At 62.2% G+C, this 24,806-nt stretch carries 23 protein-coding genes; 1 reads left to right on the top strand and 22 read right to left on the bottom strand.

The genetic code is table 11. The features are described from left to right. Window positions 1-85 precede the first annotated feature (85 nt). From rpoS to HU752_RS07040, 8 genes are all read right to left on the bottom strand, one after another. Window positions 86-1,090: an RNA polymerase sigma factor RpoS gene (gene rpoS, locus HU752_RS07075; RefSeq protein ID WP_186682073.1), complete on the bottom strand. Its 1,005-nt coding sequence runs from the start codon at window positions 1,088-1,090 to the stop codon at window positions 86-88. A 107-nt stretch (window positions 1,091-1,197) separates the two neighbouring features. After that, window positions 1,198-2,076, bottom strand: a complete 879-nt coding sequence (locus HU752_RS07070) for a peptidoglycan DD-metalloendopeptidase family protein (protein ID WP_186682076.1) — start codon at window positions 2,074-2,076, stop codon at window positions 1,198-1,200. A 241-nt stretch (window positions 2,077-2,317) separates the two neighbouring features. Then, window positions 2,318-2,953: a protein-L-isoaspartate(D-aspartate) O-methyltransferase gene (locus HU752_RS07065; RefSeq protein WP_186682174.1), complete on the bottom strand. Its 636-nt coding sequence runs from the start codon at window positions 2,951-2,953 to the stop codon at window positions 2,318-2,320. 38 nt (window positions 2,954-2,991) lie between these two features. Continuing rightward, complete coding sequence (surE, locus tag HU752_RS07060) at window positions 2,992-3,741, bottom strand: 5'/3'-nucleotidase SurE (protein ID WP_186682078.1); 750 nt, start codon at window positions 3,739-3,741, stop codon at window positions 2,992-2,994. Further along, the gene (gene truD / locus HU752_RS07055; RefSeq protein WP_186682080.1) at window positions 3,729-4,787 is read right to left on the bottom strand and encodes a tRNA pseudouridine(13) synthase TruD; all 1,059 of its coding nucleotides are present in this window, start codon (window positions 4,785-4,787) and stop codon (window positions 3,729-3,731) included. Before truD ends, surE begins: the two co-directional genes overlap by 13 nt. Then, a complete protein-coding gene (gene ispF, locus HU752_RS07050) occupies window positions 4,784-5,257 on the bottom strand; it encodes a 2-C-methyl-D-erythritol 2,4-cyclodiphosphate synthase (RefSeq protein WP_186682082.1) in 474 nt (157 codons plus the stop codon). The genes truD and ispF overlap by 4 nt, the downstream gene beginning before the upstream one ends. Window positions 5,258-5,451: 194 nt before the next feature. Beyond that, complete coding sequence (fghA, locus tag HU752_RS07045; RefSeq protein ID WP_186682084.1) at window positions 5,452-6,315, bottom strand: S-formylglutathione hydrolase; 864 nt, start codon at window positions 6,313-6,315, stop codon at window positions 5,452-5,454. A 56-nt stretch (window positions 6,316-6,371) separates the two neighbouring features. After that, the gene (locus HU752_RS07040) at window positions 6,372-7,484 is read right to left on the bottom strand and encodes an S-(hydroxymethyl)glutathione dehydrogenase/class III alcohol dehydrogenase (RefSeq protein ID WP_186682086.1); all 1,113 of its coding nucleotides are present in this window, start codon (window positions 7,482-7,484) and stop codon (window positions 6,372-6,374) included. A gap of 106 nt (window positions 7,485-7,590) precedes the next feature. Between HU752_RS07040 and HU752_RS07035 the strand changes: the two genes are divergently transcribed. Then, window positions 7,591-8,487, top strand: coding sequence for a LysR substrate-binding domain-containing protein (locus tag HU752_RS07035; protein WP_186682088.1), 897 nt, complete (start codon window positions 7,591-7,593; stop codon window positions 8,485-8,487). Between the two features lie 147 nt (window positions 8,488-8,634). Here HU752_RS07035 and ispD read toward each other — a convergent pair whose 3' ends face one another. The 14 genes from ispD to HU752_RS06965 all read right to left on the bottom strand — a co-directional run bounded on the left by ispD (window position 8,635) and on the right by HU752_RS06965 (window position 24,806). Continuing rightward, a complete protein-coding gene (gene ispD, locus HU752_RS07030; protein WP_186682091.1) occupies window positions 8,635-9,345 on the bottom strand; it encodes a 2-C-methyl-D-erythritol 4-phosphate cytidylyltransferase in 711 nt (236 codons plus the stop codon). Beyond that, complete coding sequence (gene ftsB, locus HU752_RS07025) at window positions 9,342-9,620, bottom strand: cell division protein FtsB (protein ID WP_186682093.1); 279 nt, start codon at window positions 9,618-9,620, stop codon at window positions 9,342-9,344. Before ftsB ends, ispD begins: the two co-directional genes overlap by 4 nt. Window positions 9,621-9,787: 167 nt before the next feature. Continuing rightward, complete coding sequence (eno, locus tag HU752_RS07020) at window positions 9,788-11,077, bottom strand: phosphopyruvate hydratase (RefSeq protein WP_186682095.1); 1,290 nt, start codon at window positions 11,075-11,077, stop codon at window positions 9,788-9,790. Between the two features lie 155 nt (window positions 11,078-11,232). After that, entirely contained in the window at window positions 11,233-12,078 is an 846-nt protein-coding gene (gene kdsA, locus HU752_RS07015; RefSeq protein ID WP_186682097.1) for a 3-deoxy-8-phosphooctulonate synthase, read from the bottom strand. A gap of 5 nt (window positions 12,079-12,083) precedes the next feature. Next, window positions 12,084-13,715 (bottom strand): CTP synthase, encoded by a 1,632-nt coding sequence (gene pyrG, locus HU752_RS07010; protein WP_186682099.1) that lies wholly within the window; start codon window positions 13,713-13,715, stop codon window positions 12,084-12,086. 274 nt (window positions 13,716-13,989) lie between these two features. Next, window positions 13,990-15,318, bottom strand: a complete 1,329-nt coding sequence (tilS, locus tag HU752_RS07005; RefSeq protein WP_186682101.1) for a tRNA lysidine(34) synthetase TilS — start codon at window positions 15,316-15,318, stop codon at window positions 13,990-13,992. A gap of 147 nt (window positions 15,319-15,465) precedes the next feature. Beyond that, window positions 15,466-16,413, bottom strand: a complete 948-nt coding sequence (locus tag HU752_RS07000; RefSeq protein WP_186682103.1) for an acetyl-CoA carboxylase carboxyltransferase subunit alpha — start codon at window positions 16,411-16,413, stop codon at window positions 15,466-15,468. 151 nt (window positions 16,414-16,564) lie between these two features. Beyond that, window positions 16,565-20,089, bottom strand: coding sequence for a DNA polymerase III subunit alpha (gene dnaE, locus HU752_RS06995; protein ID WP_186682105.1), 3,525 nt, complete (start codon window positions 20,087-20,089; stop codon window positions 16,565-16,567). Window positions 20,090-20,162: 73 nt separating this feature from the next. Further along, window positions 20,163-20,780 carry a ribonuclease HII gene (gene rnhB / locus HU752_RS06990; RefSeq protein ID WP_186682176.1) on the bottom strand — a complete coding sequence of 206 codons (618 nt, stop codon included), beginning with the start codon at window positions 20,778-20,780 and terminating at the stop codon, window positions 20,163-20,165. 11 nt (window positions 20,781-20,791) lie between these two features. Next, window positions 20,792-21,922, bottom strand: a complete 1,131-nt coding sequence (gene lpxB / locus HU752_RS06985; protein ID WP_189656603.1) for a lipid-A-disaccharide synthase — start codon at window positions 21,920-21,922, stop codon at window positions 20,792-20,794. Window positions 21,923-21,924: 2 nt separating this feature from the next. Continuing rightward, window positions 21,925-22,701: an acyl-ACP--UDP-N-acetylglucosamine O-acyltransferase gene (lpxA, locus tag HU752_RS06980; RefSeq protein ID WP_186682107.1), complete on the bottom strand. Its 777-nt coding sequence runs from the start codon at window positions 22,699-22,701 to the stop codon at window positions 21,925-21,927. Next, the gene (fabZ, locus tag HU752_RS06975) at window positions 22,698-23,138 is read right to left on the bottom strand and encodes a 3-hydroxyacyl-ACP dehydratase FabZ (protein ID WP_186682109.1); all 441 of its coding nucleotides are present in this window, start codon (window positions 23,136-23,138) and stop codon (window positions 22,698-22,700) included. The genes lpxA and fabZ overlap by 4 nt, the downstream gene beginning before the upstream one ends. Window positions 23,139-23,243: 105 nt before the next feature. Next, complete coding sequence (gene lpxD, locus HU752_RS06970) at window positions 23,244-24,299, bottom strand: UDP-3-O-(3-hydroxymyristoyl)glucosamine N-acyltransferase (protein WP_186682111.1); 1,056 nt, start codon at window positions 24,297-24,299, stop codon at window positions 23,244-23,246. A 3-nt stretch (window positions 24,300-24,302) separates the two neighbouring features. After that, window positions 24,303-24,806, bottom strand: coding sequence for an OmpH/Skp family outer membrane protein (locus HU752_RS06965; RefSeq protein ID WP_186682113.1), 504 nt, complete (start codon window positions 24,804-24,806; stop codon window positions 24,303-24,305).

Raw genomic sequence — 24,806 nt, 5'->3', positions numbered from 1 at the left:
AACCGGGGCGCCGGGCCACCGGCTCCCACCGTCTTGCGTACGCCGTCATATTCCCACCAGGGCCTGCTCACTCAGGCCCCGGCAGTCACTGGAACAGCGACTCGCTCGACAAGCCGTTCTTCTCCAGGATCTCGCGCAACCGCTTCAGGCCCTCGACCTGAATCTGCCGTACCCGCTCACGGGTCAGGCCGATCTCCAGGCCAACGTCCTCCAGCGTGCTGCTTTCGTGACCACGCAGGCCGAAGCGGCGCACGACCACCTCACGCTGCTTGTCGGTCAGTTCCGAAAGCCACTGGTCGATGCTCTGGGACAGGTCGTCGTCCTGCAGCAACTCGCAGGGATCGGTTGGCCGGTCATCCGTCAGGGTATCGAGCAGGGTCTTGTCCGAGTCCGGGCCCAGGGAAACGTCCACCGAGGACACCCGCTCGTTCAGGCCAAGCATGCGCTTGACCTCCCCGACCGGTTTTTCCAGCAGGTTGGCGATTTCTTCGGGAGAAGGCTCGTGGTCGAGCTTCTGGGTCAACTCGCGGGCAGCCCGCAAATAGACGTTGAGCTCCTTGACCACGTGGATCGGCAAACGGATGGTCCGGGTCTGATTCATGATCGCCCGTTCGATCGTCTGGCGGATCCACCAGGTGGCATAGGTCGAGAAGCGGAAGCCGCGCTCCGGGTCGAATTTCTCGACCGCCCTGATCAAGCCGAGGTTGCCCTCTTCGATCAGGTCCAGCAACGAAAGTCCCCGATTGACGTAACGTCGGGCAATTTTCACCACCAGGCGCAAGTTGCTTTCGATCATGCGTTTGCGTCCGGCCGGATCGCCGCTTTGCGACAGACGCGCAAAATGGACCTCTTCTTCCGGGGACAGCAAGGGGGAAAAACCGATTTCATTGAGATACAGCTGGGTCGCATCCAGGGCCCGGGTGTAGTCAATGTACTTGTGCTGCTTGAGAGCGGCAGCATTTTTGGTCTTGGCACGAACTGGGGGTGGAGAATTCTCATCCTCCGGCATCATATCCATGACAATGTCGGAGTCCATAAGGAGCACCTCATCGTCGATGTCAAACCCCGGCGCTTCTTTACTGAGAGCCATTGTTATAGTCCTTTGGTGAGTTCGACCTCAGGCTCAAGCGGCGCCTTTATCCCTGGCAACGCTGGAACCTGTTCCCACTACGTCATGAGAACAGGCTGGAAAACGGATCAACGACGGGGCAGGAATTGCAGTGGGTCTACGGGTTTGCCCTGGCGGCGAATCTCAAAGTGCAGTTTCACCCGGTCTGTACCAGTTGATCCCATCTCGGCAATTGTCTGTCCGACTTTGACCTGCTGCCCCTCCCGAACCAACAGCCTGCGGTTATGACCGTAGGCACTGACGTAGGTATCGCTGTGCTTGATGATCACAAGTTCGCCGTAGCCCCGTAGTCCACTCCCGGCGTATACAACTGAACCATCAGACGCAGCTAAAACAGGCTGTCCCAAATCACCGGCGATATCAATACCTTTATTCAAACTACCGTTTGAAGCAAATTTTCCAATCAAAATACCGTTCGCCGGCCAGGCCCAACCCTTCGGTGCGGGTCCTGGTGGAGGGGTTGGCGTGGCCGGCGCAGTGGTTGTCGGAGAAGCTGCCGCAGTGGTGGTGGAAGTTCCACTGGAGTTCGCCGGACGCCGGGTGACGGTGATCTTGCTGGACGAGGAAGAGGACGACGTGGTGGTCGATGTCGCTACGGCCGGTGTTGAATTTGAACGGCTGTCGAAGCGAATCGCCTGACCGACGTGGATGGTGTAGGGCTCCTGGATATTGTTGCGCGCGGCCAGGGCCTTCCAGTCCCAGCCGTAGCGGAAGGCAATCGAGAACAAGGTATCGCCGCGGACAACAACATGCTGCCCGGTGGTGGTCATCGGCCGTTGCGGTGCCGCACTGGCGCCCCCCGTCGCATTGCCATTGCGATCGACGACGCGCACGCCGTTCTTGGGAGCACTGGAGCAACCAGCCAGTAAAGCACTGAGGGCAAGACCGATCATCAGGCGCTGAACGCTTGTTTTACCCATACGCTGCCGAATGACTGTGAGACTCACCCGCCGCTCCCTTCATGTTGTCTGAAATGAATATAGAGTGCCCATAAAAGGCGCTAGTGTGACGCAAGTATAACTGGCCGTTGGAGTTTTACGGACAGTGAAGCGCTATATGCCAGCCGCTTGTACAGTTCTGTAGTGAAACTCGACACACTTTGAACGGGCGCCGCCTGCAAGTTCCGACACTAAGACCGATAACCTTAAACAGAATTCAGCGCACTTGTTGAACAACTGCAAACGGGGTTCAGGCCAATGGCCCGTTAAGCAATGGAACGAAACGGACTGCGCCGAGAACATGCCGGGAAAAGCCATGTTCCTCACGTACGATCAACATCAGTTGCTGGACCTCACCCGAGCCGACCGGAATCACAAGGCGTCCGCCCGGAGCCAGCTGGTCGAGTAACGCCTGTGGTACATCGGTGGCGACCGCGGTGACGATGATGCCGTTGTACGGTGCCAGTGCCGGCCAACCCTCCCAGCCGTCCCCCCAGCGGAACACCACGTTGCGCAGGTTGAGCGCGACCAGGCGCTCCTTGGCGCGATCCTGCAAGACCTTGATCCGCTCGACCGAGAAGACCCGCTCGACCAGTTGCGACAGCACTGCGGTCTGGTAGCCGGAACCGGTCCCGATCTCCAGCACCTTGTCCAGCGGCCCCGCCTCCAGCAGCAGCTCGCTCATGCGGGCCACCATGTACGGCTGGGAAATGGTCTGGTTGTGCCCGATCGGCAGCGCAGTGTCCTCATAGGCCCGGTGGGCCAGGGCCTCGTCGACAAACAGATGGCGCGGCGTACGCCGGATCACTTCCAGCACCTGGGGGTTGGACAACCCTTCCTCATACAACCGCTGGATCAGGCGCTCGCGGGTTCTCTGCGAGGTCATGCCGATCCCGCCACGCAGCAAATCGTTTTCACGCGCCATCAGGCAAGCCCCTCCAGCCAACCACCGAGATTGGCAAAGGCATCGTTGAAGGTACGATCCAACTGCAGCGGGGTGACCGAAACGAAGCCCTGCATCAATGCATGGAAATCCGTGCCAGGCCCACCATCCTCGACATCACCGGCCGCGGCGATCCAGTAGCCGGCCTTGCCGCGCGGATTGAGCTCGCGAATCGGCGCCGCCGCTCGCGCCCGGTGCCCCAGGCGGGTCAGGCGGATACCGCGGATATGCTCCAGCGGCAGGTTCGGCACATTGACATTGAGCACGGTGCGCGGTGGCAGTTGCAGGCCGGCTTCGGCCTCCACCAGCAAGCGGGCGAAATGTGCCGCGCTCGCCAGGTTGTCGACCTGGTGCGAGGCAAGCGAGAAGGCGAACGAGGTCCTGCCGAGGAATCGGCCTTCCAGTGCCGCGCCGACCGTACCGGAATACAGCACGTCATCACCGAGATTGGCCCCCAGGTTGATCCCCGAGACCACCATGTCCGGCTCGTAGCCCAGAAGGCCATTGACCCCCAGGTGCACGCAATCGGTCGGCGTGCCGTTCAGGCTGATGAAGCCGTTGGGCAGGGCGTGCGGGTGCAGCGGACGGTCGAGGGTCAGCGAACTGCTGGTACCACTCCTGTCCTGGTCCGGGGCAATCACCCGGCACTCGGCATGGTCCGCCAGCGCAGCATGGAGCGCAGCGAGACCGGGGGCGAAGACCCCATCGTCGTTGGAAATCAGAATACGCATGAGCTGTCCGTCTGTCCCGCCGGCACCAGATCAACGAGCTCGCGCACCAGAGCGGTGGCGAAGCATCCGGCCGGCAGGACGAATTCCAGTTGCAGAATGTCCAGCGCAGGATAATGCCACGTCAGCCCGCCAATGGGCAGCCGCAGGATGCGACGTTCGTGCTCCATTCCCGCCTTCGCCAGCCACTGGCACAACTGCGCTTCACGCGCGCCGACGGCCTGTTCCAGCTCGAAAGTGGCGCCAGCCGCCGGGGAAGGCCCCTCGCCCCACTGCGGGCCGGTCGGGTGCAGGTCGAGAATCGCCAGGCGCGGGTCGTGGCATTCGGCTTCATTGGCCGGGAAAAAGCTGCGGCTGTCGGTGAAGGCCAGCAGGTCGCCGACCTGAGCACGATTCCAGCTGCCCTCGGCGACACGCGCCGCCAGCACCTGGTTGAACAGATAGCTGCGAGCGGTGGACAGCAGTCGCGAACGCACATTGCGCTGCTCCGGCAGCGCCTGGCGTGCCGCGTAGTCGCGGGCCTCGCCGAGATTGCCGCCCTGGTGGCCGAAACGCTGGCTGCCGAAGTAGTTGGGAATGCCCAGGCGGCGGATCTGCTCGAGGCGCTGCTCGAGACCTTGCCGGTCTGCGGCCAATTGACTCAGACGCAGGGTGAAGCCATTGGCCGAGTGGGCACCGCGCTGCAGCTTGCGCTTGTGGCGGGCACTCTTGAGAATCCGCAGCGTGTCGTTCTGCGCGGCAGTCATGTCCGGATCGGCCTTGCCGGGCAACTGGATACTGAACCATTGCCGCGTCAGGGCCTGGCGATCCTTAAGGCCCGCATAACTGACCGTGCGCAGCGGCACACCAGCGGCCCTGGCCAGGCGACGGGCCGCCTCCTCGGTGTTCAGGCCACGTTTCTCGACCCACAACCACAGGTGCTCGCCGTCCCCGGACAGGGGAATATCGAGGACTTCATCGACCTGGAAGTCTTCCGCAGTCGCCTTGAGCACCGCAGTGCCCAGCGCTTCGCCGTGGGCACGGGGGCCCAGTAGTTCCAGTTCGGTCATGCGCGCAGCAACAAGGCGACGGAATGCACCGCAATACCTTCCTCGCGGCCGGTGAAGCCAAGTTTTTCGGTGGTGGTGGCTTTTACGTTCACTTGGTCCAGCTCAACTTCAAGATCCTCGGCAATCAGCGCCCGCATCGATTCGATGTGCGGGGCCATTTTAGGCGCCTGGGCGACGATGGTGTTGTCGACGTTGCCGACCCGCCAGCCCCGATCCTTGAGCAGGGACATCACGTGACGCAACAGCACGCGGCTGTCGGCGCCCTTGTAGGTCGGGTCGGTGTCGGGAAAATGCTTGCCGATGTCACCCAATGCCGCCGCACCCAGCAGTGCGTCGCTCAGGGCGTGCAGCAGCACATCGCCGTCGGAGTGAGCCAGCAGCCCATGGTGGTGCGCGATCCGCACGCCGCCCAGCGTGATGAAATCGCCTTCGGCGAAACGGTGAACATCATAGCCGTGGCCAATACGCATAAAAAAACGCCCCGATTTAGTCAGGGCGTGATTCTACCTATTTTGTCCGACATTAGGTTCTAGTACGAGAATTAGTCGAGCAACGCTCAGGCAAGGCAAAAACAGGCGACGACCGGCCGGGGTCGCGTCCGACCTGACTGTAGTCAATGAGCATCCGAGCCTGTTTTTAACGCAGCCTGAGCGAGCGCAGACAATTATCGTGCAGAACCTGCGCCAAGAGCTTCAGCGTGATGTTTCAAATGATCGTCGATGAAGCTGGCGATGAAGAAGTAGCTGTGATCGTAGCCCGGCTGCAGGCGCAGGGTCAGCGGGTGCCCGGCCAGCTTGGCCGCCTGCTGCAGGGCTTCGGGCTTGAGCTGGTTGGCCAGGAAGTCGTCGCGATCGCCCTGGTCCACCAGGATCGGCAGCTTCTCGCTGGCTTCGCTGATCAGGGCGCAGGCATCCCATTCGCGCCAGCGCGAACGTTCTTCGCCCAGGTAGCGCGAAAACGCCTTCTGCCCCCACGGGCAATCCATCGGATTGCTGATCGGCGCAAAGGCCGACAACGACTGGTAGCGCCCCGGATTGCGCAAGGCGCATACCAGCGCACCGTGGCCGCCCATCGAATGACCGCTGATCCCGCGCTTGTCGGACGCCGGGAAATGCGCCTCGATCAGCGCCGGCAACTCATTCACTACATAGTCGTGCATCCGGTAGTGGCGAGCCCAGGGCTGCTGGGTAGCGTTCAGGTAGAAACCGGCGCCGAGACCGAAGTCCCAGGCATTCTCGGGATCGCCAGGCACCTCAGGGCCACGCGGGCTGGTATCCGGCGCCACGATGATCAACCCCAGTTGCGCAGCCATGCGCTGGGCGCCGGCCTTGTGCATGAAGTTTTCATCGGTGCAGGTCAGCCCGGACAGCCAGTACAGGACCGGCAGCTTGACGCCCTGCTCGGCCTGCGGTGGCAGATAGACGGCGAACACCATGTCGCAACCGAGCACATCGGAATGGTGTTTATAGCGTTTATGCCAGCCGCCGAAGCTCTTCTGGCAAGAGAGGTTTTCCAGGGACATAAGCACAACTCCGTACTGCAAGGGGCGGCCGACGGCCAGCGTGGTCACCCCCTGCCAGGTAATCAGAAGTGGATGACGGTACGGATGCTCTTGCCTTCGTGCATCAGGTCGAACGCCTTGTTGATGTCCTCCAGGCCCATGGTGTGGGTGATGAAGGTATCCAGCGGGATTTCACCCGTCTGCGCCATGTCGACATAGCTCGGCAGCTCGCTGCGACCGCGTACGCCACCGAAGGCCGAACCGCGCCAGACGCGGCCGGTCACCAGTTGGAACGGACGGGTGGCGATTTCCTGGCCAGCACCGGCCACGCCGATGATCACCGACTCGCCCCAGCCCTTGTGGCAGCACTCCAGCGCCGCACGCATCAGTTGCACGTTGCCGATGCACTCGAAGGAGAAGTCCACGCCTCCGTCGGTCATGTCGACGATGACTTCCTGGATCGGACGGTCGAAATCCTTCGGGTTGACGCAATCGGTCGCACCCAGCTGGCGAGCGATCTCGAACTTGGCCGGGTTGATGTCGATGGCGATGATGCGAGCGGCCTTGGCCTTCACCGCACCGATCACCGCCGACAGGCCGATGCCGCCCAGGCCGAAGATCGCCACGGTATCACCGGCCTTGACCTTGGCGGTGTTGAGCACCGCACCGATCCCGGTGGTGACGCCACAGCCCAGCAGGCAGACCTTCTCCAGCGGCGCGTCCTTGGCGATCTTGGCGACGGAGATTTCCGGCAAGACGGTGTATTCGGAGAAGGTCGAGGTGCCCATGTAGTGGAAAATCGTCTCACCCTTGTAGGAGAAACGCGAAGTGCCGTCCGGCATCAGACCCTTGCCCTGGGTCGCCCGGATCGCCTGGCAGAGGTTGGTCTTGCCCGACAGGCAGAATTTGCACTTGCCGCATTCCGGGGTGTACAGCGGGATGACGTGGTCGCCAACGGCTACCGAGGTCACGCCCTCGCCAATGGCTTCGACAATCGCACCACCCTCATGACCGAGGATCGACGGGAAGATACCTTCCGGGTCCGCGCCGGACAGGGTGTAGGCGTCGGTGTGGCAGACGCCGGTGGCCACGACACGCAACAGCACTTCGCCGGCCTTGGGCATGGCGACATCGACTTCGACGATTTCCAGAGGCTTCTTCGCCTCGAAGGCAACGGCAGCACGTGACTTGATCATCCAGCAACTCCTGAAAGTGAATGGCAAAGATCACAGTGTAAATCATCGACTATTGGTGAATAATCCAGCCAAAAGCAAAACATTATTGCCACACAGGGATAATCCAATGAGTGATAACGGCTGGGAAGGGATAGACGAATTCGTCGCCGTGGCCGAATGCAGCCAGTTCACCGCGGCGGCGGAACGCCTGGGCGCCTCCTCTTCGCATATCAGCCGGCAGATCGCCCGGCTGGAGGAACGCCTGCAAACCCGCCTGCTCTATCGCAGTACCCGGCGCGTCACCCTGACCGAGGCCGGGCAAACCTTCCTGCAACATTGCCAACGCCTGCAGGACGGCCGCGAGGAAGCCCTGCGGGCGGTAGGCGACCTGACCAGCGAACCCAAGGGCATGCTGCGCATGACTTGCGCCGTGGCCTATGGCGAGCGCTTCATCGTGCCGCTGGTGACCACGTTCATGGGGTTGTACCCGCAGTTGCGGGTGGATATCGAGCTGAGCAACCGCACTCTGGACCTGGTGCACGAGGGCCTCGACCTGGCCATCCGGCTGGGCCGCCTGCAAGACTCAAGACTGGTGGCGACCCGGCTGGCGCCACGGCGGATGTACCTGTGCGCCTCCCCTTCCTACCTGGAGCGCTATGGCCGCCCCCACAGCCTGTCGGAACTGAGCCGGCACAACTGCCTGGTTGGCAGCTCGGATATCTGGCAACTGGCGCAGGAAGGGCGCGAGTTTTCCCAGCGGGTCCAGGGCAACTGGCGCTGCAACAGCGGCCAGGCGGTGCTCGATGCGGCGTTGCAGGGGGTCGGGCTGTGCCAGTTGCCGGACTACTACGTGTTGGAGCATTTGCACAACGGCACGCTGATTTCCCTGCTCGAAGCCCATCAACCGCCCAATACTGCAGTGTGGGCGCTGTATCCACAGCAGCGGCACCTGTCGCCGAAGGTGCGCAAGCTGGTGGATTATCTCCGGGAGGGGTTGGCAAAGCGGCCGGAGTACAAGGCCTGACGCCAGATCTGTGTTGCCGGTCGTGGCCTCTTCGCGGATGAATCCGGCTCCCACAGTTTGCGTCGATCACAAGATATGTGTTCGGCACGGTACCTTGTGGGAGCCGGCGGTCCGGCGCCCCGGTTCATCCGCGAAGAGGCACGTGCGTCAGCGGCGATTGGCCCAGCGCAGGCGCAGCCACTCCAGGTCTTCGGGACGAGTGACCTTGATATTGTCCGAACGGCCCTCGACCAGGCGCGGCGCCTGGCCGGCCCACTCCATTGCCGAGGCTTCGTCGGTGATGGTCGCCTCGGCCACCAGGCTGTCGGCCAGGGCCCGGTGCAGGGCGCCCAGGCGGAACATCTGCGGCGTGTAGGCCTGCCAGATCAGCGCCCGGTCGACGGTTTCCAGCACCCGCCCCTGCTTGTCGACACGCTTGAGCGTATCCCTCGCCGGTACGGCCAGCAGGCCACCTACCGGATCGTTCGCCAGCTCGGCGAGCAGGTGGTCGAGGTCGTCACGGGACAGGTTCGGTCGGGCCGCGTCATGCACCAGTACCCAGTCGTCTTCCGCCGCGCCCAGGGCATGCAGGTGCAACAATGCGTTGAGTACCGAGTCGGCACGTTCGGCGCCACCGTCGACGCGACGGATGCGCGAATCACCGGCACAGGCCAGGGCCGGCCAGTAGGGATCATCGGGCGCCAGGCTCAGCACCAGCCCCTTGAGGCCAGGATGATCGAGAAAACAGCCAAGGCTGTGTTCGAGAATGGTTCGTCCGCCCAGTTGCAGGTACTGCTTGGGACGGTCGGCTGCCATACGGGCACCCACACCCGCGGCAGGAATCACGGCCCAGAAGGCCGGTAGCGAGGAGTCAGTCATTGTGCCAACTGATAAAGGGTTTCGCCGTCCTTGACCATGCCCAGCTCATGGCGAGCACGTTCTTCAACGGTCTCCATGCCTTTCTTCAGTTCAAGAACTTCTGCATCGAGGACGCGATTACGCTCCAGCAGGCGTTCGTTCTCGGCATGCTGCTCGGCAATCTGTTGGGTCAGGTCGGCTACCTGCGCCAGGCTCCCGTTACCCACCCAGAGGCGGTACTGCAGGCCAGCCAGCAGCAAGAGCAGGACAAGGAACAACCAGTAGGGACTGCGCATCGAATTTCGTTTACCCAGTGAAAAAGACAGCCAAGCCGACGTCCATATACCAACAGCCCAAGCCTGGGTATACCCGGGCTTGGGCTTGTCAGCCATCAGATTAGTTGCGAAAAAACCGCTATAGCGACTTTTCCGACACAATCCGGTGTCTTTTTACCATCTACTGCTTAACCGCGAAACTCGGAACGACCGTTGTATTTCGCCTTGGCACCCAATTGCTCTTCGATACGCAGCAGTTGGTTGTACTTGGAAACGCGGTCGGAGCGGCACAACGAGCCAGTCTTGATCTGGCCGGCAGCGGTACCCACGGCCAGGTCGGCGATGGTCGAATCTTCGGTTTCACCGGAACGGTGCGAGATCACCGCGGTGTAGCCGGCAGCCTTGGCCATCTGGATCGCTTCCAGGGTTTCGGTCAGGGAGCCGATCTGGTTGAACTTGATCAGGATGGAGTTGGCGATCTTCTTGTCGATGCCTTCCTTCAGGATCTTGGTGTTGGTCACGAACAGGTCGTCGCCCACCAGCTGGGTTTTCTCGCCGATCTTGTCGGTGAGGATTTTCCAGCCAGCCCAGTCGGACTCGTCCAGGCCGTCTTCGATCGAGATGATCGGATAGCGCTGGGTCAGGCCCTTCAGGTATTCGGCGAAACCTTCAGCGGTGAACACCTGGCCTTCGCCGGACAGGTTGTACTTGCCGTCTTCGAAGAATTCGCTGGCGGCGCAGTCCAGGGCCAGGGTCACGTCGGTGCCCAGGGTGTAGCCGGCGTTGGCAACGGCTTCGGAGATGACTTTCAGGGCATCTTCGTTGGACGCCAGGTTTGGCGCGAAACCACCTTCGTCACCGACCGCGGTGCTCAGGCCACGGGCCTTCAGCACGGCTTTGAGGTGATGGAAAATCTCGGTGCCCATGCGCAGGCCCTCGGAGAAGGACTTGGCGCCAACCGGCTGGACCATGAATTCCTGGATGTCGACGTTGTTGTCGGCGTGTTCGCCACCGTTGATGATGTTCATCATCGGAACCGGCATCGAGTAGACGCCTGGAGTACCGTTCAGGTTGGCAATGTGCGCGTACAGCGGCAGGTCCTGGTCCTGTGCGGCAGCCTTGGCTGCGGCCAGGGAGACTGCGAGGATGGCGTTGGCGCCCAGGTTGGCCTTGTTCTCGGTACCGTCCAGGGCAATCATCGCGTGGTCCAGAGCCTTCTGGTCGGCAGGGTCCTTGCCCAGCAGCAGCTCACGGATCGGGCCGTTGATGTTGGCAACAGCCTTCAGAACGCCCTTGCCCAGGTAGCGGCTCTTGTCGCCATCACGCAGCTCGAGCGCTTCACGCGAGCCGGTGGAAGCACCGGACGGAGCGCAGGCGCTGCCGATGATGCCGTTGTCCAGAAGCACGTCCGCTTCCACAGTGGGGTTGCCACGGGAGTCGAGAACTTCACGACCTTTGATGTCGACGATTTTTGCCATTGTTGTAAACACTCCAAAGTTGACGAAAACGACGCAGCTGAAGGGAATCTAGTTCGCCGGCAAGCGTATGAAAATTGGCAGCCTTGCAGACGAAAAGGCTCTGAACCTTGGTCCAGAGCCCTGAATCGTGCGGTACTTTACCGGAGATTTGCCGATTAAGCGGTTTCTATCGTCGGAAAACTCTTAATCAACTCATCCAGTGCCTTGAGCTGGCTCAGGAACGGCTCCAGTTTGTCCAGGCGCAGGGCGCAAGGACCGTCGCACTTGGCGTTGTCCGGATCCGGATGCGCCTCGAGGAACAACCCCGCCAGGCCCTGGCTCATGCCAGCCTTGGCCAGGTCGGTGACCTGGGCGCGGCGACCACCGGCCGAATCGGCGCGACCACCCGGCATCTGCAGGGCATGGGTCACGTCGAAGAACACCGGGTACTCGAACTGCTTCATGATGCCGAAGCCGAGCATGTCCACCACCAGGTTGTTGTAGCCGAAGCTCGAACCCCGCTCGCAGAGGATCAGTTGGTCGTTACCGGCTTCCACGCACTTGTTCAGGATGTGCTTCATTTCCTGGGGCGCGAGGAACTGGGCTTTCTTGATGTTGATCACCGCCCCGGTCTTGGCCATGGCGACCACCAGGTCGGTCTGGCGCGACAGGAAGGCCGGCAACTGGATGATGTCGCAGACCTCGGCGGCCACGGCGGCCTGGGCCGGCTCGTGGACGTCGGTGATGATCGGTACGCCGAAGGCTTGCTTGATGTCCTGGAAGATCCGCATGCCCTCTTCCAGGCCGGGGCCACGGAAAGAGGTCACGGAGGAACGGTTGGCCTTGTCGAAGCTGGCCTTGAACACGTAGGGGATACCGAGTTTCTCGGTAACCTTCACGTATTCCTCGCAGACCTGCATCGCCATTTCACGGCTTTCCAGCACGTTCATGCCACCGAACAGCACCATCGGCTTGTCGTTGGCGATCTCGATGTCGCCGACGCGAATGATCTTCTGGGCCATCAGTCTTACGCCTTCTTCTGGTGTTGGGCCAGGGCCGCCTTGACGAAGCCACTGAACAGCGGATGACCGTCACGCGGGGTCGAGGTGAACTCGGGGTGGAACTGGCAGGCGACGAACCATGGGTGATCCGGCACCTCGACCACTTCGACCAGCGCGCCATCGCCGGAACGACCGGAGATTTTCAGGCCGGCTTCCATGATCTGCGGCAGCAGCTTGTTGTTCACTTCGTAGCGGTGACGGTGACGCTCGACGATCACGTCCTTGGCGTAGCAGTCGTGTACCTTGGAGCCCGGCTCCAGCAGGCAGTCCTGGGCGCCCAGGCGCATGGTGCCACCCAGGTCGGAGGCTTCGGTACGGGTCTCGACCGCGCCGGTGGCGTCTTCCCACTCGGTGATCAGGCCGACGACGGCGTGGGCGCTGGTACGGTCGAACTCGGTGGAGTTGGCGTCCTTCCAGCCCAGTACGTTACGGGCGAACTCGATGACCGCCACCTGCATGCCCAGGCAGATACCCAGGTACGGGACCTTGTTCTCGCGAGCGTACTGGACGGCGGTGATCTTGCCTTCCACGCCGCGCAGGCCGAAGCCGCCCGGAACCAGGATCGCGTCGACGCCTTCGAGCAGGCCGGTGCCCTGGTTCTCGATGTCCTCGGAATCGATGTAGCGCAGGTTGACCTTGGTACGGTTGGTGATGCCGGCGTGACTCATCGCCTCGATCAGCGACTTGTAGGCGTCCAGCAGCTCCATGTACTTGCCGACCATGGCGATGGTGACTTCGTGCTCCGGGTTGAGCTTGGCATCGACGACCTTTTCCCACTCGGACAGGTCGGCACCGTTGCATTGCAGGCCGAAACGCTCGACGACGAAGTCATCCAGGCCCTGGGCGTGCAGCACGGCCGGGATCTTGTAGATGGTGTCGACGTCTTCCAGGGAAATCACCGCACGCTCTTCGACGTTGGTGAACAGCGCGATCTTGCGACGCGAGGACACGTCCACCGGATGGTCGGAACGGCAGATCAGCACGTCGGGCTGCAGGCCGATGGAGCGCAGCTCCTTCACCGAGTGCTGGGTCGGCTTGGTCTTGGTCTCGCCAGCGGTGGCGATGTACGGCACCAGGGTCAGGTGCATCAGCATCGCGCGCTTGGAGCCGACTTCGACGCGCAGCTGGCGGATGGCTTCCAGGAACGGCTGCGACTCGATGTCGCCCACGGTACCGCCGATTTCCACCAGGGCCACGTCGGCATCGCCGGCACCCTTGATGATGCGACGCTTGATTTCGTCGGTGATGTGCGGGATCACCTGGATGGTCGCACCCAGGTAGTCACCACGGCGCTCCTTGCGCAGTACGTGCTCGTACACGCGGCCGGTGGTGAAGTTGTTGTTCTGGGTCATGGTGGTGCGGATGAACCGCTCGTAGTGACCCAGGTCCAGGTCGGTCTCGGCGCCATCGTGGGTGACGAACACTTCACCGTGCTGGAACGGGCTCATGGTGCCCGGATCGACGTTGATGTACGGATCCAGCTTGAGCATGGTGACTTTCAGCCCCCGCGCCTCCAGGATGGCCGCCAATGAAGCCGAGGCAATGCCTTTCCCCAATGAAGAAACAACACCGCCCGTGACGAATATATAGCGCGTCATGAAAAACCCTAGAAGTCTGCGTTAAAGCGGTCCGAGCCGCCCGGGAAAGCGAAGGAAGGCCGAAGCCCCCGATCACCAGCATTAATCACAGTGCATCTTTCAAAAAAACCGCCGCGTTGGGACAGACCGGAAGTGAAAACACCGGTACGTTGCTCGCTACACATTTTTTGGAATCGCCCAGCAAAGACTGCTTGGTAATCGGCAACTCCTGTCATTCAGGCGAATCAACAGAAGTTGTATCAAGAAGGGAGCGTAGTCTACCGGAAAGCGGCTTTCAGCTCAAACCTTGATCGCTCGAAGGTGGCTGCCATTGCAAATGCCAGTCGCCGAATGCCCGCCCGTCGAGCCCGGCCAGGTTGGCCACGGCCAGCAACTGTCCATCCCGATAGAGCAGCGGCAAACGGCCGCGGACGAACCAGGGCACCCCGCTTTCGTTGAGCAGGCGCTTGAGATCACGATGCCCGCGATCCGGCAGGTGCAACACCTCGCCACCCTGGCGATAACGCACCTGCAGCGGTCCCGGCGGCGCGTCACCGACGATCAGCAGCTCGCCGTTGTCCGGCAATTCCAGGCCGCGCCGGGGGTCACGCCAGTCAATATCCGCCACCGGCTGGCGCAACCAGGAACCACTCAGCCACCAGAGGTGCTCGTCGGCCCGGCGCAACTCGCCTTCGGCCAGGCGCCATTTGGGCCGGGCATCGTGACCGGCATCGCGCAGGTCCTCCCAACCGGCCCAGTGGTCGCTGTCCGGCAGTTGCGTCAGCGGTTCCAGCCAATGCCGCAGCAGGTTGCGCTGACGGGCAGCGGACAGTCCGGCGAGCGCGTCCAGGGCCAGCGACGGCATGCCCAGCCAGTCATAACGGGAATGCGCCCGGGCGTTATCCAGGTCGATCTCGGCCAGTTCATCCAGCAGTTCCTGGGCCTCGCGCAGGTGCGCTGCACTGCGCACCATGCTGCCGACCGCGTGCGGCCAACGCTCGACCAGGCCCGGGAACACCCGATGGCGCAGGTAGTTGCGAGAGAACTGCTGGTCGGCATTGGACGGATCCTCGATCCAGTTCAAGCCGTGTTCGCGAGCGTATTGCTCCAGCTGCGCCCGGGAGACATCGAGCAGCGGCCGGACCAGATAGCCCCCGCCCACCTCGCGCTCGCCCGGCATCGCCGCCAGGCCACGTACACCGGCACCACGCAACAGGCGAAACAGCAGCGTTTCCGCCTGGTCGTCACGGTGCTGGGCAGTGAGCAGGACGTCGTTCAACTGGGTCACGCCGGCAAATGCCAGATAGCGCGCATCCCTCGCCGCCCGTTCGAGACTGGCCCCCAGCTGGATGCTCACCCGCACCACCTGCAACGGCACGCCCAGCGAGTCGCAGATGGCCTGGCAATGCTCTGGCCAGCTGTCCGCAGCGATCTGCAAGCCATGATGGATATGCAGGGCCTGGAGCTCGGGCAGCGATTCGGTCTTGCCCAGGCGGGCCAGCAAATGCAGGAGGACGGTGGAATCGAGGCCGCCGGAGAAGGCCAGTCGCCAGGTGGAGGCACTGCGCCAGGGGGCCAGGGCTTGAAGAAGTCGGTCAGGAAGAGCAAGAGTACGCTGAGTCATGGATTCGGTCGCTCCGCCTCCTGCTGTGGTCAACCTGAGCCGGGACTCTGTGGGGCCGACGGGCTGGCGATCAGGCCTTTCGGCCTGGCAGCGCCTCTTCGGGCGCTATCGCCAGCAAACCGGCTCCCACAGAAAAGATCAGGTCATTCAGAGACCATAGCTCATCAGACGCTCATAGCGACGGGCCAGCAGTGCTTCGTTGTCGAATTTCTTCAGCATCGCCAGCTGCGAGCTGAGTTCGGCACGAATCAGGGCGGAAGCCGCCACCGGGTCGCGGTGCGCGCCGCCCAGGGGCTCGGCGATGACCTTGTCGACGATGCCCAGGCCTTTCAGGCGTTCGGCAGTGATGCCCATGGCTTCGGCGGCATCGGCAGCCTTTTCGGCGGTTTTCCACAGGATCGAGGCGCAGCCTTCCGGCGAGATCACCGCGTAGGTCGAATATTGCAACATGTTCAACTGGTCGCAGACACCGATCGCCAGCGCCCCACCGGAACCACCTTCACCAATGACGGTGGCGATGATCGGGGTCTTCAGGCGCGACATGACGCGCAGGTTCCAGGCGATCGCCTCGCTCTGGTTGCGCTCTTCGGCGTCGATCCCCGGGTAGGCGCCCGGCGTGTCGATGAAGGTCAGGATCGGCATCTTGAAGCGTTCGGCCATTTCCATCAGGCGGCAGGCCTTGCGGTAGCCTTCCGGACGCGGCATGCCGAAGTTGCGGCGCACCTTCTCGCGCACTTCACGACCTTTCTGGTGGCCGATGACCATCACCGGCTGGTCGTCCAGGCGGGCGATACCGCCAACGATCGCGGCATCGTCGGCAAAGTGCCGGTCGCCGTGCAGCTCATCGAACTCGGTGAAGATGTGTTCGATGTAGTCCAGGGTGTAGGGACGACGCGGGTGACGCGCCAGACGAGCAATCTGCCAGCTGGTCAGTTTGCCGAAAATATCTTCTGTCAGCGTGCTGCTCTTTTCCTGCAGTCGGGAGATCTCATCGCCGATGTTCAGCGAGTTGTCGTTACCGACCAAGCGCAGTTCTTCGATCTTGGCTTGCAGGTCAGCGATCGGCTGTTCGAAATCAAGAAAATTCGGGTTCATAAGCGTCCGTCTTGGGTCGAGCACAGTGGTGTTTACACAGCCTGGCCGGCCGGTTGATCTGTATCGCGCACTACCTTAAGGGATATGGCGCGCTCAGGTCGAGATTAAAAGTAAGTTCAAGGTCGGGGCGCCTCCAGGGGACGCCACCACCTCAACGGTATTGGAGAAAGACGTTGTCTCGTCCCAACTGGTCACGCAATGCCTGAATCAGGCCATCTGCCGGGTCGATCTTCCAGCCGTCGCCGAGTTGCAACAGTGCCTTCGCATCGGGACCGGTGTACTCCATGGTGATCGGGCAGGCACCCCGGTACTGCTTGAGCAGGTCGCCCAGCCAGCGTAGCTCATTGACCTTGAGCGCGGCGCCCTGGACCTTCAGGCGCAGGCTCTCGGCCAGGTTGGTCCGGGCGTCCTCCATGCTCATCACGCGCTTGACCCGCAGGCGCAGGCCACCGGAGAAGTCGTCGTTGCTGACTTCGCCTTCGACCACCACCATCGCATCGGTCTGCAACAGCGACTGGGCCGACATGAAGGCATCGGCGAACAGCGAGGCCTCGATCCGCGCCGAGCGGTCGTCGAGGGTGATGAAGCCCATCTTGTCGCCCTTCTTGTTCTTCATCACGCGCAAGGCAATGATCATCCCGGCGACGGTCTGGGTATCGCGCGCCGGCTTCAGGTCGATGATGCGCTGGCGGGCGAAGCGACGGATCTCGCCTTCGTACTCGTCGATCGGGTGACCGGTCAGGTACAGGCCCAGGGTGTCCTTTTCGCCACGCAGGCGATCCTTCAGGGTCAGTTCGCGAGCGTTGCGATGGCTGCCATAGACATCGGCATCCTCTTCGACGAACAACCCGCCGAACAGGTCCGCATGACCGCTGTCAGCGGTGCGGGCAGTCTGCTCGGCCGCCTTGATCGCTTCTTCCAGGGCCGACAACAGCACCGCGCGATTGCGGTCGATGTTGGCCTGGTAGGCCTTGATTTCGTCGTGGAAGTACGGCCCCAGGCGATCCAGGGCGCCACTGCGGATCAGCGCGTCCAGGGTTCGCTTGTTGATGCGCTTGAGGTCGACGCGGTCGCAGAAGTCGAACAGGTCCTTGAACGGACCACCCTCGGTGCGCGCCTCGACGATAGCTTCCACCGGCCCCTCGCCGACCCCCTTGATCGCGCCCAGGCCATAGACGATGCGCCCATCGTCGTTGACCGTGAACTTGAAGTCGGAGTTGTTCACGTCCGGCGAATCGAGACGCAGCTTCATGCTGCGCACTTCCTCGATCAGGATCACCACCTTGTCGGTGTTGTGCATATCCGCCGAGAGTACGGCGGCCATGAACGGCGCCGGGTAGTGGGTCTTGAGCCAGGCGGTCTGGTACGAAACCAGGCCGTAGGCGGCCGAGTGCGACTTGTTGAAGCCGTAGCCGGCGAATTTTTCCACCAGGTCGAAGATGTTCCCCGCCAGGTCGCCATCAATGCCGTTGTTGGCGCAGCCCTCGATGAAGCCGCCGCGCTGCTTGGCCATTTCCTCGGGTTTCTTCTTACCCATCGCCCGACGCAGCATGTCCGCGCCACCAAGGGTGTAACCGGCCATCACCTGGGCGATCTGCATCACCTGCTCCTGGTACAGGATGATGCCGTAGGTCGGTGCCAGTACGGGCTGAAGGCCCTCGTACTGGTAGTCCGGATGCGGGTAGGCCAGCTCGGCGCGGCCGTGCTTGCGGTTGATGAAGTCGTCCACCATGCCCGATTGCAGCGGGCCCGGACGGAACAGGGCCACCAGTGCGATGAGGTCTTCCAGGCAGTCGGGCTTGAGCTTCTTGATCAGCTCCTTCATGCCGCGCGATTCAAGCTGGAACACCGCCGTGGTCTCGGCCTTCTGCAGCAGCTCGTAGGTCTTCCTGTCATCGAGCGGAATGAAGTCGATGTTGACGTCGGGCAGGTTGTTCTTGGCCTGCTCGCGATTGATGGTCTCCATCGCCCACTTGATGATGGTCAGGGTCCGCAGGCCGAGGAAGTCGAACTTCACCAGGCCCGCCGCCTCGACGTCGTCCTTGTCGAACTGGGTCACCAGGCCGCCGCCCTCCTCATCACAGGCGATCGGCGAGAAATCGGTGAGCTTGGTCGGCGCGATCACCACGCCACCGGCGTGTTTGCCGGTACCACGGGTGACACCCTCGAGCTTGAGGGCCATCTCCCAGATTTCCCGACCGTCCTCGTCGACCTTGAGGAAGTCGCGCAGGATCTCTTCCTGCTCGTAGGCTTTCTCCAGGGTCATGCCGACTTCGAAGGGGATCATCTTCGACAGGCGGTCGGCCAGGCCATAGGACTTGCCCTGGACCCGCGCCACATCGCGCACCACCGCCTTGGCGGCCATGGTACCGAAGGTGATGATCTGGCTCACCGCGTTGCGTCCGTAGGCCTCGGCCACGTAGTCGATCACCCGGTCACGGCCATCCATGCAGAAGTCGACGTCGAAGTCGGGCATGGAAATACGTTCCGGGTTGAGGAAACGTTCGAACAGCAGGTCGTAGGCCAGCGGGTCGAGGTCGGTGATCTTCAACACGTAGGCGACCAGGGAACCGGCACCCGAGCCCCGGCCCGGGCCGACCGGCACGCCGTTGTTCTTGGCCCACTTGATGAAGTCCATAACGATCAGGAAGTAGCCGGGGAAACCCATCTGGATGATGATGTCCAGCTCGAACTTCAGGCGATCCAGGTAGAGCTGGCGCTTTTCCTCGTAGTTGGGCGTGGTGTCCTTGGGCCAGAGCACCGCCAGGCGCTCTTCCAGGCCTTCATGGGAAACGTGGCGCAGGTAGTCGTCGATCCCCATGCCGTTGGGCGTCGGGAAGTCGGGGAGGAAGTACTTGCCCAACTGCACCGTGATATTGCAGCGCTTGGCAATCTCCACGGTGTTTTCCAGCGCCTCGGGCAGGTCGCTGAACAGCTCGGCCATTTCCTCGGCGCTCTTGAGGTACTGCTGGTCGCTGTAGTTGCGCGAGCGGCGCGGATCATCCAGGGCCCGACCCTCACCGATGCACACGCGGGTCTCGTGGGCATCGAAGTCTTCCTGCTTGATGAAGCGCACGTCGTTGGTCGCCACCAGCGGCGCACCGATCCGGTCGGCCAGGGCCACGGCGGCATGCAGGTGCTCTTCGTCGTTGAGGCGGTTGGTGCGCTGCACTTCCATGTAGAAGCGATCCGGGAAGATCGCCATCCACTCCAGCGCCAAGGCCTCGGCCACTTCCGGGTTGCCGCCGACCAGGGCCATGCCGATCTCGCCCTCCTTGGCCGCCGACAGCATGATCACGCCTTCGGCGGCCTCGGCCACCCATTCGCGCTCGATGATGATCAGGCCATTGCGCTGGCCATCGGTGTAGCCGCGGGAGATCAACTCGGTGAGGTTGCGATAGCCCTGCGCGTTCATCGCCAGCAGGCTGATGCGGCTCAGCGGTGCCTCGGGGTCCTTGTTCGACAGCCACAGGTCGGCACCGCAGATCGGCTTGATGCCGCCGCCCATGGCGGTCTTGTAGAACTTGACCAGGGAACACATGTTGCTCTGGTCGGTCACCGCCACGGCGGGCATGCCCATGCCGTTCAGGGCCTTGACCAGCGGCTTGATCCGGACCAGACCGTCGACCAGGGAGAACTCGGTGTGCAGGCGTAGATGAACGAATGAAGCCGGCATAGTGATCCTGTCCAAATCTTTGAAAACAACAAGGCCCGGAATTGTACCGGGCCTTGGCTAAAACATCAGCAGACTAACGTCCCTCGCGGGCTTCCCAGGCGAGCCGCACGGGGGCGAACGAACGCCGGTGAATGGGCGTCGGCCCCAGGCGGCCCAGGGCTTCCAGGTGCACGGGGGTCGGATAGCCCTTGTGCCCACCGATACCGTAACCGGGATAGATTTCTTCGAAAGCAGCCATTTCACGATCACGACTGACCTTGGCCAGGATCGAGGCCGCCGCAATCGCAGGCACCTTGCTATCGCCCTTGACCACCGCCTCGGCCGGCATCACCAGCTTGGGGCAACGGTTGCCGTCGATCATCGCCAGCCTCGGCTGGATGTGCAGCCCCTCCACTGCCCGCTGCATGGCCAGCATGGTGGCGTGAAGGATATTCAGCTCGTCGATTTCCTCGACCTCGGCCCGGGCAATGCACCAGCTCAGGGCCTTTTCCTGAATTTCATCAAACAGCTTTTCGCGGCGGGCCTCGGTGAGCTTTTTCGAGTCATTGAGCCCAAGGATCGGGCGACTGGGATCGAGGATCACCGCGGCCGTCACCACCGCCCCGCAGAGCGGGCCGCGACCGACCTCATCGACTCCGGCTACCAAAGCTCCGGCATCGGCCACCAGGGAAAAATCCAGTCCCATCTGCATGTTGGTCTTACTCATACGGGTTTTGCGATCAACGCCAGCACCGCGTCGGCGGCCTGGTTCGAAGCATCCAGACGCAGGGTCCGATGGATCTCGTCGAAACTGCGGGTCTGCTCCTCGCCCCCCTCGATCAACGGCGACAGGGTGTTCGCCAGCGCCTCGGGCGTAGCGTCATCCTGCAGCAGCTCGGGTACCAGCAGGCGTTGGGCCAGCAGGTTGGGCAAGGAAATGTAGGGGCTTTTCACCAGGCGCTTGAGAATCCAGAAGGTCAGCGCCGCGAGGCGATAGGCGACCACCATGGGCCGCTTGTACAGCAGCGCCTCCAGGGTCGCGGTACCGGATGCGATCAGCACCGCATCGCAAGCGGCCAGGGCCTTGTGCGACTGGCCGTCGAGCAGGGTCAACGGCAGGTCGCGCCCGACCAGCAAGGCCTCGACCTGGGTACGCCGCTGCGCACTGGCACAGGGCATGACAAAGCGGATGCCAGGGTGCATCGCGCGCAGGCGCTCGGCGGTATCGAGGAACAGTGCGCCGAGGCGACCGACCTCTCCGCCACGGCTACCGGGCATCAATGCCACCAGCGGACCGTCCGGCAAGCCGAGCTCGGCGCGAGCCGCCGCACGATCGGCCTGCAGCGGGATGGTATCGGCCAGGGGATGCCCGACAAAACGTACCGGCACGCCCTTCTCTTCGTAGAAACGCGCCTCGAACGGCAGCAGCGTCAGCATCAGGTCGCAACCTTCGCGGATCTTCAGGACCCGTTTCTGGCGCCAGGCCCATACGGAGGGGCTGACGTAGTGTACGGTCTTGATCCCGGCACGACGCAACTGGAGCTCGATGTTGAGGGTGAAGTCCGGCGCATCGATACCGATGAATACGTCCGGTTTCTCGGCAATCAGTCTCTGGACCAGGTCCTTGCGTCGCTTGAGCAGCTCACGCAGGCGACCCAATACCTCGACCAGCCCCATCACCGACAACCGCTCCATCGGGAACTCGGAGACCAGACCTTCGGCCTCCATCAACGGCCCGCCGACACCGATGAACTCGACGTCGGGATGACGCACCTTGATTGCACGCATGAGGCCGGAGCCGAGAATGTCGCCAGATGCCTCGCCGGCGACCAGCGCAATACGCAGACCGGCCATGATCAGCGGGTGATACCGCGGGTCGAGGACTGGATCGACTCGAGAAACACCGCGACCTCGGGGTACTGGGCGGCTGGCTCGACCAGTTCGGCGATCGCCTGCTCCACGGTCAGGCCCTGGCGATAGACCACCTTGTAGGCCCGGCGCAGTGCATGGATCGCTTCCTCGCTGAAACCGCGACGGCGCATGCCCTCGAAGTTCATGCTGCGGGCTTCGGCCGGGTTGCCGAACACCGTGACATAGGCAGGAACGTCCTTGCCGATGGCGGTCCCCATCCCGGAAAAGCTGTGGGCACCGATATGGCAGAACTGATGCACCAGGGTATAGCCGGAAAGGATCGCCCAGTCGTCGACGTGCACGTGTCCGGCCAGCGCGGTGTTGTTGACCAGGATGCAGTGGTTGCCAATCACGCTGTCATGGCCGATATGGGCATAGGCCATGATCAGGTTATGGTCGCCCAGCGTGGTTTCCGCGCGGTCCTGGATGGTGCCACGGTGAATCGTCACGCCTTCACGAATGACGTTGTGGTCGCCGATCACCAGGCGAGTCGCCTCGCCCTTGTATTTCAGATCAGGTGTGTCTTCGCCTACCGAGGAAAACTGGTAGATGCGGTTGTGCTTGCCGATCCGGGTCGGGCCCTTGAGGATCACATGCGGCCCGATGACTGTCCCCTCGCCGATTTCCACACCTGCGCCAATGATCGACCAGGGGCCGACCTCGACGCCCTCGGCCAGGACGGCCGTGGGATCGATGATTGCACGAGGGTCAATCAGACTCATACTTCCTGTTCCGCACAGATGATCTCGGCGGAGCACACAGGCTTGCCATCCACCGAAGCCTGGCACTCGAACTTCCAGAGCTTGCGCTTGCAGCTGATGAAGGTCGCCTCGAGGATCAGTTGGTCACCTGGCTTGACCGGCTGGCGGAAGCGCAGCTTGTCGGAGCCAACGAAATAGTAGAGGGTGCCGTCGGCAGGCTTCGCCCCGAGCATCTTGAAGCCCAGGATACCGGCAGCCTGTGCCATGGCTTCGATGATCAGCACGCCCGGCATGATCGGATGCGCCGGGAAGTGACCATTGAAAAATGGCTCGTTGATGCTGACATTCTTGTAGGCACGAATGCTCTTGGCCTCGACATCCAGTTCCTCCACCCGGTCCACCAGCAGGAACGGGTAACGGTGAGGCAGGTATTCGCGAATCTCGTTGATGTCCATCATTTCGTGGGGAAGCCTGTAGTAAAGATGGGGAGCCCACCCTGGCCGGGTCGGCTCCTCTAGCAAATCAAGGAGGCAGTCGTGTGACTACTTGATATGGAAATGGTATCAGCCTTCAGATGAAGCGTCCGCGTCCGGGGTCACGTTCCCGACACGTTTTTCCAACTGCCGCAGCCGCCGCGACATGTCGTCGAGCTGGCGAATGCGTGCCGCGCTCTTGCGCCACTCGGCTGCCGGCTGCATGGCTGTACCGGAAGAGTAGGCACCCGGTTCGGTAATCGAGTGGGTAACCATGGTCATGCCGGTCAGGAACACGTTATCGCAAATCTCGATATGCCCCACCAGTCCGACACCGCCGGCGAGCATGCAATGCTTGCCGATCTTGGTGCTGCCGGAGATGCCACAGCAGGCGGCCATGGCAGTGTGATCACCCACCTGGACGTTATGGGCAATCTGGATCTGGTTGTCGAGTTTGACGCCATTCCCAAGGATCGTATCGGCCAATGCACCACGATCGATGGCGGTATTCACGCCGATCTCGACATCGTCGCCGACCAGCACACCACCGATCTGGGCAATCTTGTTCCAGACACCCTTCTCGTTGGCGAAACCAAAGCCTTCACCACCGAGCACCGCGCCCGACTGGATGACCACCCGCTTGCCGATACGCACGTCGTGATACAGCGTCACCCGTGGCGCCAGCCAGCCACCCTCGCCGATCTCGCAACGCGCACCGATGAAGCAGTGGGCACCGACGGTGACACCCGCACCGATACGCGCACCGCTCTCGATCACCACGAAGGCGGCAATGCTTGCCGTCGGGTCGACGACCGCATCCTCGGCCACCACGGCGCTCGGGTGAATCCCGGGAGCGGCCTTGGGTTTCGGATCGAACAGATGCGAGATTCGCGCATAAGCCAGGTAGGGGTCGGCCACCACCAGCGCATCACCGGCATAACCTTCGGCATCGGCGGCCTTGAGCAGAACGGCGCCTGCCTGGCTATCGACGAGGTATTTGCGGTACTGGGGGTTTGCCAGGAAGCTCAATTGAGCTGGGCCGGCCTCCTGCAAGGTGGCCAGCCCAGTGATTTCCTTCTCCTCGGAGCCACGCAGGGTGGCACCGAGGATCTCGGCCAGTTGGCCGAGCTTGATAGTCGCAGTCATGGATTACTTCAGCTGGTTCATGCGCTCGATCACCTGACGGGTGATGTCGTACTGAGGCTTGACATCGATCACCGCGCCACGCTCGAACACCAGGTCGTAGGCACCTTTCTTAATGACTTCTTCCACGGCGCTGTCCAGCTTAGGCTTCAGTTGCTTGAGCATTTCACGGTCGGCAACGGCCTTGGCTTCGTTCAGTTCCTTGGACTGGAACTGGAAGTCACGGGCCTTTTGCTTGAATTCAAGTTCCAGACGCTCGCGCTCGCCCTGTTGCATCTTGTCGCCACCGGCCACCAGACGATCCTGGATACCCTTGGCGCTGCTTTCCAGGGTCTTGAGCTTGGTCAGTTGCGGACCGAATTTTTTCTCGGCGTCCACGGCGTATTTCTTGGCCGCATCGGACTCCAGCAGGGCCATCTGATAGTTCAGCACGGCGATTTTCATTTCGGCAAAGGCCGGGGTCGCTACCAGGACGCTTGCCAGCAGCACCAGTTGGGTCAACTTACGCAC

Source organism: Pseudomonas vanderleydeniana, assembly GCF_014268755.2.
In the GTDB taxonomy this organism is placed as follows: domain Bacteria; phylum Pseudomonadota; class Gammaproteobacteria; order Pseudomonadales; family Pseudomonadaceae; genus Aquipseudomonas; species Aquipseudomonas vanderleydeniana.
The sequence above is the reverse complement of the archived record's forward strand: the minus strand, read 5'-3'. Positions and strand labels throughout refer to the sequence as shown.